This is a genomic window from Streptosporangium canum (assembly GCF_900113865.1).
Classification (GTDB): domain Bacteria; phylum Actinomycetota; class Actinomycetes; order Streptosporangiales; family Streptosporangiaceae; genus Streptosporangium; species Streptosporangium canum.
Window position 1 is genome coordinate 120521 of record NZ_FOQY01000002.1, and the last position, 15742, is coordinate 136262.

The window sequence follows — 15742 nt, forward strand, 5'->3', positions numbered from 1 at the left end:
GCGCGACCGCGCCGTCCCCCGGCCGCGGCCCGAGCCGCGCCCACCCCGAAAGACCCACCATCACGCCCACTGGCACCGGAGGCGACATGACGACGATGAAGGCGATGGTTCGAGACGCCTACTGCTCACCTGACGCGCTGCGGCTCGGCGACATCGACAGGCCGGTCGCCGGGGACGACGACGTGCTCGTACGCGTCCACGCGGCCGGCGTGGACCAGGGCGTCTGGCACCTCGTCACGGGCCTGCCGTACGTCGTCCGCGTCGCGGGCTTCGGGCTGCTCAGGCCCGCGTCCCGGGTGCCGGGCCTGGACGTCGCCGGGCGCGTCGAGGCGGTCGGCCGGAACGTGACCCGGTTCCGGCCCGGCGACGAGGTGTTCGGAACCTGCGGCGGCTCCTTCGCCGAGTACGCGTGCGCCCGGGAGGACAGGCTCGCGGGGAAGCCGGCGAACGTCACCTTCGAGCAGGCGGCGGCGGTCCCCACCTCCGCCGTCGCCGCCCTTCAGGCACTCCGCGACCGGGGACAGGTCCGGGCGGGCCAGAAGGTGCTGGTCATCGGCGCGGGCGGAGGCGTGGGGACGTTCGCGGTGCAGCTGGCCAAGGCGCTCGGCGCGGACGTCACCGGCGTGTGCGGCACGACGAAGACGGACCTGGTCCGGTCGATCGGCGCGGACGACGTCATCGACTACACACGCGAGGACTTCGCGGACGGGGCGCGCCGCTACGACCTCATCCTCGACACCGCGGGACGCCGCCCGCTGTCCCGCCTCCGGCGCGCCCTCACCCCCCGGGGAACCCTCGTCATCGTCGGCGGCGAAGGGGAAGGGCGGTGGTTGCAGGGTACGGACCGCCAGCTCCGGGCACTCCTGCTGGCGCCGTTCGTACGCCAGAGGCTGCGCGTGCTGATGTCGGCGGAGCGCGAGGAGGACCTCCGGTACTGCGGGGAGCTCATCGAGGCCGGCGAGATCACGCCGATCGTCGACAGGACCTACCCGCTGAGCGAGGTCCCCGAGGCCATCCGGTATCTGAGAGGAGGCCACGCGCGCGGCAAGGTCGTCATCACCGTGTGAGGCGGCAGTCCCGGCGGTCCGACCGCCGGCACGCTACCGTTTCGCGGGGAGGGGAACAGTGGGCTGGTGGCAGGTCAACGCGGACACCCTCGCGGGAAGCCGGTTCGTCGTCTCCCCGCTGGCCGAGGCGACCGCGAGGCTGAAGACCCTGGAGCGCGGGACGGCCGCGCACCCGGGCGAGCGCGCGTGGCTGGACGCCCACCTGCCCGGCTACCGGGAGCGGCTGGCCGGCGACCAGGTCACCGCGCTGCTCGTACGGGCCGCTCTGGGGCGCAGCTGGAACGCGACCTTCCTCACTCCCACACCGGCGGGCGAGGGCGAACAGACGTTCGAGGAGGAGCTGGCGCGCATACGCGAGACGCCACCCGAGGCCGCCCGCGCCGACCTGGCCGTGTCGCTGGGCGGCCCGCTCCCCGCCCGGCTGCACCGTTGCGACCTGCCGGCCCGCGCCGCCGAGCTCCTGGAGTGGGTGTGGACGGAAGCGGTGCTCCCCTCCTGGCCGCGGAGCCGGCGGATCATCGAGGCCGACGTCATCGCGCGGACGGCGCGGCTGGGCCAGGGCGGCTGGAGCGCCGTCCTGGACGGCATGCGCCCGGGGATGCGCTGGCTCGGGGAGAGCCGGTTACAGATCACCACGGGCGACGACCCGCCGCGAGAGCTCTCCGGGGCCCGGCTGATGCTCGTCCCGGTCACGCCGGGCCAGAGCTGGGTCTCGTGGGACGCGCCGCACCGGTACGCCGTGGTGTACCCCTGTTCGGGCGCCCTGGCCGAGGCGGGCCGGGCGCCGGCGCCCGGCACCCTGCGCGTGTTGCTGGGGCCCGCGCGGGCGGACGTCCTCGTCCTCCTCGACACCCCGAAGAGCACCTCCCAGCTGGTGGCGCTGACCGGCCAGGGGCTGGGGTCGGTGGGCCGCCACCTCAAGGTCCTGTTCGACGCCCGGCTGGTCCGGCGCCGGCGTGCCGGGCGGTCCGTGCTCTACTACCGGACGGACGCCGGCGAGGTCCTGGTGGAGGCGCAGGGAGACGGATGAGCGCGCGTCCGGCAGCGAGGGTCAGGGATCGAGCTCGGCCGTGAGGCGCAGGAGGAGCAGGGCGATGTCGTCGCCGCGGCGGCTGGTCCGCCGGGCGTGCCGGATCATGGCGTCGGCCAGCTCGTCGAGGTGCTGATCGCCGAGGCGCGCCAGCTCGACGCCGAGTTCGGCCAGGGCGTCGTCGAGATCGGTCCCGGGGGTCTCGATCAGGCCGTCGGTGTAGAGGGCCAGGACGGAGCCGACCGGCAGGGGGATCTCCGCGCACGGATACTCGGCCTCGGGGTCGAGGCCCAGCAGCAGGCCGCCGGGCACGTCCAGTACCCGCACGCCGCCGTCGGGGTGGCGCAGGAGGGGCTGGGGATGGCCGGCGCGGGCCAGGCACGCCCTGCGGCGGCGCAGGTCGAGCTGGACGTAGACGCAGGTGGCGAACAGGTCGAGGTCCAGGTCGGCCAGCAGGCGGTTGGTGCGGGCCAGGACCTCGCCGGGGTCGGCGCCGGTGGTGGCGTAGGCGCGCACCGCGGTGCGCAACTGGCCCATGAGGGCCGCGGCGGTGACGTTGTGCCCTTGGACGTCGCCGATAATGGCGGCGACGGTGCCATCGGTGAGCCGGATGACGTCGTAGAAATCTCCTCCGATGTCCATGCCCGCGGTGCTGGGCAGGTAACGGGCGGCCGCGGTCAGGCCGGGCAGCCGGGGGAGGGCGTGGGGCAGCAGGCTCTCCTGCAGGCCGTGGGCGAGCTCCAGCTTGGCGTCGTAGAGACGCGCGCGTTCCAGCGCCTGGGCGATGAGCCCGCCGAGCGAGGTCAGCACGGCGCGTTCCTCGACGGTGAAGCGGTGGGGCCGGGAGAAGGCGAGCACGCAGGTGCCGACGGGCCGGCCCGAGGCGATCAGCGGCATGAACGCCCAGGCCGCCATCCCGTCGTCCGGAGCGACGGCCAGCGGGTAGATCTGGTCCAGTGCCTCGGCGGATTCGAAGAAGCTGGGCACTCCGGTGACCATCGTCCGCACGCTCGGGGTGGGCGAGGTCAGCGGGAGACGGTCGTACTGCTCGATGATGTGGGGCGGGTAGCCCCGGTGGCCGACGACGCCCAGCCGGCCGTCCTGGGCCACCAGCAGGGCCAGGGCCTGACCGCCGAAGGCGGGCATGATCTGGCCGGCGACCAGGTCCACCACGTCCTGCACGCAGGCGGCCTCCGTCAACGCGCTGGCCAGATGCAGGACGTGGTAGATCGCCCCGACGCGGGTGGGCATCGCCGGGTCGACCGCCGACGTGCGCACCGGGACGTTCTCCGGCTCCACCGGAGCCGGGGTGATGCGCGCGGTGATGCCGGAGACGGTCGGATACAGCTCGAAGCACAGCCAGCGGTCCGGAGGGCGCAGCGCCACGAACGAGGCCGGCTGCTGAGTGATCATCGCTGCGCGGTAGCGGTCCTCGTACACCGGATCGTTCAGCCAGGGCAGCACCGTCCAGGGCTGGGCGCCGATCAGCCGCCGGGGCGACTCGCCGATCAGCGCGGCCCCCCGCGGGCTGATGAAGGTGAGGCGGCCGTGGTCGTCCATGGCGCATATCCCCTCGGGCAGGCGTGCCACCATCGCCCCGAGCCCTTCGGGGGGGACCGCGCCGGCCGGGACGGGGGTGCGCGGTCCCGGATCCGGCGGGCCCGGCCGGCCGGACTCCGCGAGCTTCCGCGCCAGGCCGGCGACCGCGGCCGTGAGACGGCCGCGTTCGCCGGAGGACAGCCGCGGGGGATGGGAGCCGGGCCACAGCACGAATATCACTCCGTAGTCGGCCGTGGCGGTGGCCAGCGGCAGCGCGGCCAGGCGGAAGTCGTAGGGCAGGGCGAGCGCGATGCCCGGGTAGCGGCGCACCATGTCCTCCTCGCCGCCCACCCACACCAGCCGCCCCTCCCGTGAGGCGTCGGCCACCGGGACGGGAGCGGTCAGGCTCACTCGCTCCCACGGCCGGACGAACTCCCGCGGCAACCCCTCCAACACCGTCATCTCCAGCACCTGGCGGTCGGGGGCCAAGCGGTAGATCGCCCCCGCGTGGGCGCCGACGTCCTCCAGTATGGACAGGAGGCTCCCGGCCAGCCCGTCGGGGCCGTCCCCGCCGAGCCTGCCGTCCGGGGGAAGGAATCGTCCCGCCACGGTCAGCGCCTCATTCCCCGGCCCGCGACCGCGGGGCGATCATGTCGCTCCGCCGCACGCGGGCTCCCCGGCCGGCGGCAGGACGGCCAGGCGTTGCTTTCCGCCGTGTCGATCGACGTGACCCAACGCACATATATCGACGTGACTTAACGCACATATATGGACGATACCTTCGCTGACCAGCAGTTTTGTAGACTCTTCCCAAGTCGGGGCCGGAGCCCCGAGACCGCCGGCCGGCGGAGCCGCGGACGGATCGCCGAGGGCCGCCGGGGGGCGCCGCCCGTACGGCGGACGGCGCCCCCGGGGCTCAGCGCCCGGCGCCCGCGCCGGCGATCCGGTCCGCGAGCTCGCCGTGCCGCTCCCGGAGCTCACGCTTAAGGATCTTGCCGCTCGGGTTCTTCGGGAGCGCGTCGACGAACGCGAACGCCTTGGGGACCTTGAACGGCGCCAGCCGTTCACGGGCGTGCGCCCGCAGCTCCTCCTCGGTGACGGCCGCACCGGCCTTGGCCACCACGATCGCGACGACCGCCTCGATCCAGCTCGGATGCCTGACCCCGACGACCGCCACCTCGGCGACGGCGGGGTGTTCGTAGATCGTCTCCTCGACCTCGCGGCTGGCGACGTTCTCCCCGCCGGTCTTGATCATGTCCTTGATCCGGTCGACGACGGTGAGGTAGCCCTCCTCGTCCATGGTCCCCAGGTCGCCGGAGTGGAACCAGCCGCCGCGGAACGCCTCGGCGGTCTTCTCCGGGTCGTCGAGGTATTCGAGGATGGCGTGCGGGCTCCGATGGACGATCTCCCCGATCTCGCCGGCGGGCACGTCCCGGCCCTCGGCGTCCACGACGCGGGTCTCCACGTTCAGGGCGGCCTGCCCGGCGGAACCGGCCTTGCGGATCTGGTCCCCGGGCTGGAGCATGACGGCGACGGGCGCCATCTCCGTCTGGCCGTAGAAGTTCCACAGGCGCACGCCGGGCAGCCGCTCGCCGATCTCCCGGAGCACCTCCACGGGCATGATCGCCGCTCCGTAGTAGCCCTTGCGCAGCGAGGAGAGGTCGCGCCTGTCGAAGTCCGGGTGGCGCAGCAGGGCGATCCAGACCGTGGGCGGCGCGAAGAACTTGGTCACCCGGTGGCTCTCGATGGCGGCGAGCACCGCGGCCGGGTCGGGGCCGGGCAGGATGACGCTGGAGGCTCCGAGCTGGATGTCGGGCACCAGGAAGCAGTGCTGCTGCGCGCAGTGGAACAGCGGCATCGAGTGCAGCTCGACGTCGTCGCGGTCCATGCCGCCGTCGATGACGCAGCTGCCGTACTGGGCGATCAGCGCGGCGTGGGACAGCACCGCGCCCTTGGGGCGCGACTCGGTGCCGGAGGTGTAGAGGATCTGGGCCGGGCCGTCCGGCGCGATGGGCACCGCGGGCTCGCGGGAGTCCCGGTGCTCCAGCAGGGCCGAGAACGGCTCCCAGTCTCCGGCCGCCTCGCCGTACACGATCCGGGTCCGCAGGCGGTCCGTCGCCTTGGCCGCCTCTTCGGCGACGGGGAGGAGCTCGTCCTGCGCGATCAGGGCGACGGCGGAGGAGTGACCGACGACGTATCCGACCTCCTCGCCCCGGAGCATGAAGTTGATCGGCACCAGTACGGCGCCCGCCCGGGCGACGGCGAAGATCGTCTGGACGTACGCGACGCTGTTGCGCGAGAGCACCGCCACCCGGTCGCCGGGGCCCACCCCCCTTTCCAGGAGCGCGTTGGCGATCCTGGAGACGTCCTCGTCGAGCTGGGCGTAGGTACGGCCGCTCGCGCCGTCCGACACGGCGAGCCGGTGGGGATGGCGCCGGGCGGACCGGCGGAGCAGGTCGGCCAGCGATTGGCGGCGGGCGAGCGCGACATCCGCCTGCTCCGGGGCTCCGGCAAGAGACATGGGCTTCTCCAGAGTGTCTGCTACAGACAAAACTTCTGGTAAGCGTAGCGATATCCGCCCTTTCTCGGCGCACAGCGGGCTCTGACCGGCGACTGCCACCCGAACGCAGAGCTGCCGGGTGGCGGGGAGATCCCCACCACCCGGCGGACTCTTCGATCAGCGGACGGTTCAGCGCAGGTTGAACAGGCGGGTGCTGGTCTGCTTGAGGCGGTTGCCCTCGGCGTCCCAGGCTTCGACCTTCAGGCTGACCGCACCCTTGGTGTCGCGCAGGGACGGGTAGCGGGTGCTGGCGGTGTAGGCGCCGTCACGGTCGCGCTTGACCGAGACGGGCGTCCACTTGGCGCCGTCGTCGGTGCTCATCCACAGCTTGAGCCCGGCGATCTTCGGCATCTTCGCCGCGGACGGCGAGTGGTAGGCCTCGACGGTGAACCTGTGGGATCGGCCGGCGCGGACGGTGTTGTCCATCGCCAGGGTGTCGCCCAGGTCGTAGCCGGCGAAGACGACGGGCGTGGGCCGGCACTGCTCGGTGACTCCCTCGATGATCCAGTACTTGCAGAACGATCCCGGCAGTACGTGTTCCTTGGCCGGCGGGGCGCGGAACGTCCACTCGGTGTCGTGCTGGGCGTTCTTCGCGGTCAGCCGGTAGGTGCCGGAACCCTCGGGCAGGGTGAACGCGGGGAGCTTGTCCAGGCCGGGCACCGTGACGCGCGGGATCTCCGTGCCGTCCCGGTAGAGATGCAGGTCGTAGTCAGGGGTGAGGAGAGCGTCGTGCTTCCAGAATCCGTCGCTGACGGGGTGGCTGTCGGTCGTGCCCGCCGGGAAGAACTCGGCCCAGAGGGTATCGCCCTGCACGCAGAGCGTGCACGTTACGCTGATGCCCTGGGTCGTGAGGGGCGGCGCGTCCTTGTCGGCGCGCGCGTAGACCTTCTGCGACGCGGTCTGGGCACCCGGCGTCAGGCCCGCGGTGAACCACTGCTGCCGGGTACGACCGGGCCGGTCGAACACCTCGACGCGGAACCGGGTGTCGTAGAAGGTCGTCCTGTCGAGGTTGGACGAGGACATGCCGTGCGAATGGATCACCGTGGGATCGAGCGGCCCGACCCATTCGGTCCGAGTGGTCGGTCCGGTGAAGGCCATCGCCCCCCAGGACGAGACGGACGTCGTCGTATCCGTGACGTCGTCCTGCTTGTAGATCGTGCGCCAGTGGTTGAACTTGGTGGGCTGGGAGGCGTGGACGTCCAGGTCGACCTGGGCGAGCTGCCGGTCGGTGAAGGTGTAGTGCATGGACTTCGGCACGCCGCCCTCGGCGTACGGCTTGAGGACGTAGCTGTAGGGCGTCTCCGGCGTGCCCGTCACCTGGACGGGGACCGCCTCGCGGGCGAGCTGCGCGCGCAGCTGCAGTCCCTCCTTGTTCGACAGGGACACGTTCGGGATGCTGATGGGCTTGGGGTCGCCGGTGTTGATCTCCTGCCCGACGTCGAGCGGAAGGGCGCAGAGGCCGCTCTTCGACGGGAAGGTCGCCAGTCCGGCCGCACCGGCCTCACGGATCGGAATGATCCGGCTGATCCAGGTGAAGCAGTTCACGGTGCCGTTGGGCGCGAGTCCCGTCTCCATGAGGACCAGCTTGCCGCGCAGGTCCTTCCCGGCGATGTCCTCGGGCCGGCCCTCACCGACGTCGACGAGCGGCAGGTTCTGTGTCCCGGTGAACGGCTTCCAGTCGGGCTGGCCGTTCTGATGGGGCCCGGTCCCGTAGTCGCTGTGCGGTGGAGCGATCGGATGCAGGGTGATCGGCTTGCGCCTGCCCGCGGTCATGGTGACCTGGGACTGTCCCAGCGTCCACTGGCTGGCGAAACGGAACTCGCCCTTGGTGACCGGCTTGGTGGGGGTGACCCACATCTTCGACCATGCGCCCTGCTGCATGCCGGGGGTCAGGGTCATGCCGAACGTCTGGCCGTTGATAACGGTCCGCTGGTGGGAGGCGACCCATATGTTGTTCAGCGGCTCGGCCGGCTTCGGGGTGGTGAAGCGGACCTGGGAGGCCTGCCGGGCGTCGAGCGTGATCTCGGTGTCACCGGTGACGGTGACCTCCGGGTTGATCAGGAACGTCTCGTTGTTCCGGTCGTCCTCGTCCATCCAGGTCAGCCACTGCAACACCGAATGCGTGCCGACCGGAACCCGGGTGACCGTGGTTCCCTCCTTCGACACCACGGTGTTAAGGAGGTATCCCTTCGCGCCGTCGACGTCGAGAGTCTGCTGGTACCACGGCGTGGCGGGCTTGCCGTCCCTGCCGATGGTGTGGACGGTGAGCTGGACCAGCGGAGCCTCGCGCACCATGCCCACCGGGGTGGTCAGCCGGACACCGTCGGCCTCGGCCGTCACGGAGCCGGAGTAGGTGCCGAACTTCAGACCGGTCGGGTCAAGAGTGACGATTGCCGAGGCGGTGCCGCCCGCGGGCACGGTGAGGGTCGCATCGGTGCTCAGCCTGCCTTCCACCGGGTTCCCGCTCACCGTGCGCAGGGCGGGGGTGAGCGTGAGGGTGACCGGCCGGTCGGTGAGGTTGGTGTAGGAGAGCTCACGCCGCAGCGACTCGCCCTCCTCGGTCACCGAGCCGAAGTCGATCCCGCCGGTGGTGGCGAAGACCCGCTGGGTGTACGCCTTGGCGAGGTCCACCCGCCCGGCGCCCTGCTCGTACACGGTGAAGCCGTCGTCCTTGGAAGTGGACATCAGCGCGGCCTTGAGCAGCGGCCCCTTCCAGTCGGGGTGCAGCTGTGCCATGATCGCCGCCGCGCCCGCCACGTGCGGCGTGGCCATCGAGGTGCCGGACGCCCCGGTGTAGTGGTCGTCGACGGGGGTGCCCATCGCGGTGCCCGTGGCGCGGGCGGCGGCGATGTCCACGCCGGGCGCGGCGATGTCGGGCTTGAGCCCCGAGTCGCCGAACCGCGGCCCCCGGCCGGAGAAGCCGGCCATCTGGTCCTGCTTGTCGACCGCGGCGACGGTGAGCGCCGCCTCGGCCGTGCCGGGCATGGACACGCTCCCGGGCAGCGCGCCGGAGTTGCCCGCCGCGATGACGAACAGGGTGCCGGTGGACGCGCTCAGGCCGTTGACCGCCTGGCTGATCGGGTCGGTGCCGTCGGTGGGGCCGGCGCCCAGGCTCATGCTGACGACCTTGGCGCCGCTGGACGCGGCCCACTCCATGCCCTCGATGATCCACGAGTCTTCGCCCGACCCGGCGTCGTCCAGCACCTTGCCGACGACCAGTTGCGCGCCCGGAGCCACGCCCTTGTACTTGCCGCCGGACGCCGCTCCGGAGCCGGCGATCGTGGAGGCCACGTGGGTGCCGTGGCCGTGACCGTCCTTGACCGGCGCGTCGGGGACGAAGGACCTGGAGTCCGCGATCTTCCCTGCGAGGTCGGGGTGGGTGGCGTCGACGCCGGTGTCCAGCACCGCGACCTTCACCCCGGTGCCGTCGTGCCCGCCGGCCCAGGCCTGCGGCGCGCCGATCATCGCCACGCTCTTGTCCAGGATGGCCTTGACCTTGCCGTCCAGCCACACCTTGGCGATCCCGCCGCGCAAGGTGTCGGGCACCGCTCTCATGCCCTGTCCGCCCGATCCGGTGGGGACGGCGCGTACGGCGTTCCAGAATGCTCCGGACTCGGCCTTGGCGACGTCGAGGGCGGAGGCGTGGATGCTCTCCAGGTCATGGGTGGGGACGCTCGCCGGGATCGCGGCGGCGGCGCTTCGGACCGCGGCGAGACCGTGCTTCTCCGGGTACTGGACGATGACCGGGACCTGCTTGGTCCGGTCGTCGGTGTAGCCGTTCTCCGCCAGGTACTTGACGTTGAACAGCCGCATGTCCAGCCGCCCCGCCTGAATGGCGGGCATCGCGTCGGACGGGAGGACGAAGACGCCCTCGGGGGTGGTCTGGGTGAGCAGCTTCGGCCGGTGGCCGTCCTGGCGGACGGCGGGTTCGGTCTTCACGTCGAAGCGGCCGGTGACAGCCTGGGTGAGCGTGACCTTGTCGCCGGTGATCAGGGTGATGACGTGCGGACCCGGGCCGACGCCCTGGAGTGCGAGGGGAGCCGCCGGGGGCGGCTGCGCCGGCTCGGCGGCCAGCGCCGACGTCTGCGGCAGCGCGGTCGCGGCCAGCGCGAGGAGCGAGGTCAGCAGGACGGCGCGTCTCACGCGGTCCTCCCGGGAGGTGACGGCCGGAATCCGTTGTCGGACATGGCGGGGCACTGCCTTTCTGCGTGATCACGATGGGGGGAGAGCGGGGAGAGCGGGATCACAGGGGCTCGAATCCCTCGGGGAGCCGGGGTGCTACGGCGACCGGTTGGGTCACCTCTTCGGACTGCGCCTCGTGGCCGGGGCCCTCGTCCGATGCGGGCTCGGGCGCATCCTGGTCAGACATGAGGCAAGCATCGTCGCCACCCCCTCGTGGGGGTATGGGGTGACAGATGGGGTAAACGCCCCAACTTTCCCGATCAAGGTCCTGCGGGGTGGTCCAGGTGGCGGGCGAGCTCCGTGCGCGAACGCGCGCCGAACTTGCGCATCGCCGCGCCGAGATGCTTGTCGACGGTCTTCGGCGACAGGAACATCTCTTTGGCGATCTCCTGGTTGGTGAGTCCCGCCGCGGCCAGCCGCGCCACCTGCTGTTGCCGTGCCGACAGGGAGTCGTTCGCCCCGTCGCGCGACGGGGCGGGAGGAGCCGGGCGCAGGCCCCATCGCCGGGCCAGCCGGGTGGCCCGATCCAGGTCCCATCGCGCGCCCATCCCGCCGTACACGGTGATGGCCGCCTTGAGGGTGGGTTCCGCGGCGGGATCGCCGAGAGCGAAGAGGCAGGCCGCGGCCTGCTCGTCCGCCTGGGCCGCCTCGTAGGGGGCCGGTAGCCGCCGGAAGTCGGCGGCGGCGGCCGTGAAGTGCTCCGCGGCCTCGCTCCACCGCTGCTCCGCGGCGGACATGAGCCCGCGGGCCTGCCGTAGCCCCGCCGGAGCCAGCGGCGCGTCCAGCCCCAGCAGCCGGGACTCGTACCGAACCACCACCTCGGCCGCCTCCGCAGGCCTGCCCGCCGCCAGCAGCGCCTCGACCAGCGAGGGAACCGCCCGGACCCCCACCGGCCAGAAGCCGTTGGCCTCCCACATGGCGACGGCCTCCGAGGTCCCCGCGATCGCCGCGGCGGCCTCACCGCGGGCGGTGGCCACCCGCAGCAGCATGCTCACCGGAAACGGGAGCAGATCGACGTCTCCCATGCCCCCCACCCGCTGGACGACGTCACGCAGGAGATCCTGAGCGGCGTCCAGACGGCCCGGGGAGGGCGACAGGCAGGCCGCCACGGCGTCCAGGAGGTTCACTTCGACCGGGCGGTCACTGCGCCCGTGGCGCAGCGCCTCGACCTCCTCGCCCAGCCCGTCCCAGGCACCCCGGCAATAAGCCACGATCGTCATCGAGGCGCGGCAGCGGAACTCCGCTCCGCCGGTGACGTCAGCGCTCGCCGCACTCTCCAGCGCCTTGGACAGCAGGCGGAGCGCCACCTCGTGATGTCCGCTGAAACAGGCCTCGTCGCCGATGGAGCGATAGGCGTTGACCTCTCTGCGGCGACCGGCGTAGCCGCCCGTCTCCCGCACGACGCGGTCGGTCAGCTCGGCCCAGCGCGGGTCGCCGACCACGGTGAACACCATCGCGACCTTGCTCAGCACGAGGAGACGGGTCGCGGGGTCACCGACCTCGGGCAGCGTCTCCAAAGCGCGCTCCAACCACCCCAGACGCTCATGGGACGGCACGTCCATGGTGGCCGGCAACGCCAGGGCCACCATGGTCCAGGCCGCCAGGTCCGGCCGCTCGGCCAGATCCTCCAGGGCGTCGGTGAACATCCGATACCTGCGCGCCGGGTCCGTCCGGGTCACTTCGAGCTGCATCCCCAGCAGGAACCGCAGCTCGCCGCGGACGGGCCCGGCAGGGGCCTTGTCGAGCGCCTCGGCGAGCAGGTCGCCGACGTCCGGCAGGTGCAACAACTCCGAGGCGGCCCACCCCAGCCTGATCGTCAGGGCCGCCCGGCGCTCGGGCGCCAGATCCGCGTGGCGCAGCACGTCCTCCAGCAGCCGCGCCACCTCGGCGTCGTCACCCAGCGCGAAGGCCTGGTCGGCGGCGCTCTCGGCGGCGTCCACCCAGTCCCCGAGGCGACCGGCCTGCCGGAGGTGGTACGCCACCCGCCCCAGCGGCACCGGGCGCAGGTCACGCACGGCGGTCGCGGCGGCGGCGTGCAGCGCCTGCCTGCGCCCCAGCGAGATCCCCTCGTGGACCGCCTGGGCCGCCAGCACGTGCCGGAATCGCACCGTCCCGTCCCGCTCGACGAACAGGCCGGAGTCCAGCACCTCGTCCACCCCGTCGGCCGCCTCCGCCGGGGACAGGCCGGTGACGCCGGTCAGCACCGCCACGGGCGAGGCCAGCTGAAGCGCCGCGGCCGCCTCCGCCACCCCCCTGGCCGCGGGTGACAGCCGTCCCACCCGCTCCTGCACCGACGCCCGCACCCCCACCGGCACGTCCAGCGCGTCGAGGGCGCGCCGCGCCCAGCCGCCCTCCCAGCGGATCAGCGCCCCCCGCGTCCGCAGCAGCGCCAGCAGCTCCTGGATCGCCAGCGGCAGTCCCGACGCCCGTACGCACAGGTGCGCCGCGAACTCCGCGGAGACCTCCTCGCTGCCCAGGATCGCCGCCGCGAGCGCACGCGTCTGCGCCTCGTCCAGCGGTGCCAGCTCGACATGCTCGTGGGTGATCGCATCGGCTGGGCGCGCGGTCAGCGCGCGCACCTCGGCCGGCGCCTCCTCGCCCCGGTAGGTCAGAACGACCGACAACGTGCCGGGCGGGTTCGCCAGCAGGTACGCCAGGAACTCGACGGTCTGCTCGTCGGCCCAGTGCAGGTCCTCGACCACGAGTACGGCGGGACCGAGCGCGGCCAGCACCGCGCCCAGCCCGCGGAACAGCCGGTGCCGCTCGGCCGCCCGGTCGTCCAGCGGTCCGGGCGCGCCGGGAAGAACGTCCGCCAGCTCGGGAAGGAGCGACCGCAGCGCGCCGGCGACCGGCGACAGCGCCGCCCCGGCCAGGTCTCCGCCGCGCGACCGCAGCGCCTCGACGAGCGGCCCGAGCGGGAACGGCTCCCTGATCTGGCTGCACCCGCCGCTCAGCAACCGCAGCCCCGCCACCTCCGGCCGCGCGGCCAGCTCCGCGACCAGCCGGGACTTGCCGATGCCCGCCTCACCCTCGACCACGACCACCGAAGGCCGCGCGGCCACCGCCGCCGCCAGCCGTGCCAGCTCCGCGTCACGCCCGACCAGGACCGGAGAGACCGTCCGGCCCACGCCCCTACGTCCGTCCGCGCTCATCCGCTCCGCATCCAGCCACCGGCCCCGCCATTAAGTTCTCGCCGTAATCACGCGATATTTAAGTCCCTAATGCCACAAAAGTCACTATCGCCGAGGCCTTATGCCGGTGCCGGGCCGGCCGGACCGGCATGCGGGCGGATGAGGTCGCGCCTACACCCACGGGTGTACATCCCGTGCCCCGCAGGCCCGCCGTACATCCTGGGATGTACGGCGGAGAGCCACCCGGGGGAGGACGATCTCCCGGATCGGGCGCGCCAGCATGGTGCCCATGAGCCTCCCCTCCACCGCCCACCGGACACGTGCCCCCGGCTGGATCGTCTGGTCGTTGCGCGCCGGCGCCACCCTGCACCTTCTCGGCGTGCTCGGGCAGGCGGTCCTGGCCGGGCTGTTCGTCACCGGCGACGTGGACATGCTTACCGCGCACCGTGACAACGGCGGGTTCACCTACGCCATGCTGTACGTGCAGCTCGTGTCCGCGGTCCTGCTGTGGCGCCCCGGAAGGGGCCCCCTGTGGCCGGCCCTGGCGAGCGCCGGGCTCGTGGCCGCCGAGACGCTGCAGATCGTGCTGGGACAGGAGCGCGTCATCGCCGCGCACTTCCCGCTCGGCGTGGCCGTCTTCGGCGCCGCCGCGGTGATGACCGCCTGGACCTGGCGGGGGACGGCGTGATCTCCCGGCGGGGCTTCCTCGGCCTGCTCGGCGGCACCGGGCTCGCCGTCGCCGGATGCGGGACGTCGGCCGGCGAGACCGCCGGCCAGACCCTGGCCAGCGCGCTGGCGCCGCCCGCGCCGTTCACCGTGCCGCTCCCCGTCCCCGAGACCGCCGTTCCCGTACGGCCGGGCCACTACGAAGTGGTCCAGCGCGCGGCCCGGGTGGAGATCATCCCGGGTACGACGACGGAGATCTGGGGATACGACGGCACCTTCCCCGGCCCCACCTTCGACCTGCGCCGCGCCGGCCGTACCGTCATCCGGGTCCGCAACGAGCTGCCCGTGCCCACCTCCACGCACCTGCACGGCGGGGTCACCCCGCCCGGCTCCGACGGCTACCCCACCGACCTGGTGGTGGCCGAGGGCAGGGGGTTCCGGCCGCCGCCCGGCGCGCACGCCGGCCACGACCTGTCGCAGTGGACCTTCCACTCCGGGGCCAGGGACTACGTCTACCCACTGGACCAGCGGGCCGCCACGCTCTGGTACCACGACCACCGGATGGACTTCACCGCCCCGCAGGTCTGGCGGGGCCTGGCCGGCTTCCTGCTGGTCCGCGACGACGAGGACGACGCGCTGCCGCTGCCGAAGGGCGCGCGGGACCTCCCGCTGATGATCTGCGACCGGTCCTTCGAGGAGGACGGCGCGTTCCGCTACCCGGAGGTGGACCCGAGCCTGCTGGTCAAGGCGGGGGTGGAGGAGGACTTCATGGAAGGGGTCGAGGGCGACGTGATCCTGGTCAACGGCGCCCCCTGGCCGGTGGCCGAGGTGGACGCCGCCCGCTACCGGCTGCGGCTGCTCAACGCCTCCAACGCCCGCCGCTACCGCCTCGCGCTGACCCCCGGCGGCAGGTTCGTGCAGGTCGGCAGCGACCTCGGGCTGCTGGCCGCCCCGGTGACCCATGAGGCGATCACCATCGCCCCGGCCGAGCGGTTCGACGTGGTCGTGGACTTCTCCGCCTACCCCGTCGGCACCGAGGTGACGCTGGTCAACACCCTGGGCACCGGATCGACGCGCGACGTGATGCGGTTCCGCGTCACCCGCAAGGCGAAGGACGACAGCGCGGTACCCGGGCGGTTGTCCCGGATCGACCCCCCTGACCGGTCCCGAGCGGTGGCCACGAGGGTCTTCGACTTCCGCATGACCGGGCAGGGCGGTGGAGCGGCCTGGACGATCAACGGGCGGCCGTTCCGGCCCGGCAGGCCGCTGGCCAGGCCGCGGCTGGGCACCACCGAGGTGTGGCGGTTCACCAGCGACTTCCATCACCCCGTGCACGTGCACCTGGCGCACTTCCAGGTGCTGTCACGCGGCGGCAGGCCGCCCGCCCCGACGGACGCGGGCTGGAAGGACACCGTCGACGTCCGGCCGTACGAGGTCGTCGACGTCCTGGTCCGTTTCGAGGGATACCGGGGCCGCTACATGCTGCACTGCCACAACCTCGAACACGAGGACATGGCGATGATGGCCGACTTCGAGGTGGTCTGACCGGCCGCGGCGGCCCGCCCGC

The 15742-nt window shown here is 72.7% G+C and carries 9 protein-coding genes; 4 read left to right on the forward strand and 5 right to left on the reverse strand.

What is annotated here, in order from left to right; genetic code table 11:
- Positions 1–86: 86 nt before the first annotated feature.
- Entirely contained in the window at positions 87–1067 is a 981-nt protein-coding gene (locus BM085_RS02860) for an NAD(P)-dependent alcohol dehydrogenase (protein ID WP_245789081.1), read from the forward strand.
- A 58-nt stretch (positions 1068–1125) separates the two neighbouring features.
- On the forward strand, positions 1126–2097 hold the full coding sequence (locus BM085_RS02865; RefSeq protein ID WP_093885467.1) for a helix-turn-helix domain-containing protein: 972 nt from the start codon (positions 1126–1128) through the stop codon (positions 2095–2097).
- Between the two features lie 21 nt (positions 2098–2118).
- Here BM085_RS02865 and BM085_RS02870 read toward each other — a convergent pair whose 3' ends face one another.
- From BM085_RS02870 to BM085_RS02885, 5 genes are all read right to left on the reverse strand, one after another.
- Complete coding sequence (locus tag BM085_RS02870) at positions 2119–4245, reverse strand: SpoIIE family protein phosphatase (protein ID WP_093885468.1); 2127 nt, start codon at positions 4243–4245, stop codon at positions 2119–2121.
- Positions 4246–4552: 307 nt separating this feature from the next.
- Positions 4553–6157 (reverse strand): fatty acyl-CoA synthetase, encoded by a 1605-nt coding sequence (locus BM085_RS02875; RefSeq protein ID WP_093885469.1) that lies wholly within the window; start codon positions 6155–6157, stop codon positions 4553–4555.
- A 168-nt stretch (positions 6158–6325) separates the two neighbouring features.
- Positions 6326–10339: a S8 family peptidase gene (locus BM085_RS02880; protein ID WP_093885470.1), complete on the reverse strand. Its 4014-nt coding sequence runs from the start codon at positions 10337–10339 to the stop codon at positions 6326–6328.
- 100 nt (positions 10340–10439) lie between these two features.
- Entirely contained in the window at positions 10440–10565 is a 126-nt protein-coding gene (locus tag BM085_RS46695) for a hypothetical protein (RefSeq protein ID WP_281249807.1), read from the reverse strand.
- Positions 10566–10638: 73 nt separating this feature from the next.
- On the reverse strand, positions 10639–13530 hold the full coding sequence (locus BM085_RS02885; protein WP_093885471.1) for an ATP-binding protein: 2892 nt from the start codon (positions 13528–13530) through the stop codon (positions 10639–10641).
- A 268-nt stretch (positions 13531–13798) separates the two neighbouring features.
- On the opposite strand from BM085_RS02885, the gene BM085_RS02890 reads away from it, so the two are divergent.
- Positions 13799–14197, forward strand: coding sequence for a hypothetical protein (locus BM085_RS02890; RefSeq protein WP_245789082.1), 399 nt, complete (start codon positions 13799–13801; stop codon positions 14195–14197).
- Positions 14194–15720, forward strand: a complete 1527-nt coding sequence (locus tag BM085_RS02895; protein WP_093885473.1) for a multicopper oxidase family protein — start codon at positions 14194–14196, stop codon at positions 15718–15720. Before BM085_RS02890 ends, BM085_RS02895 begins: the two co-directional genes overlap by 4 nt.
- Positions 15721–15742 lie beyond the last annotated feature (22 nt).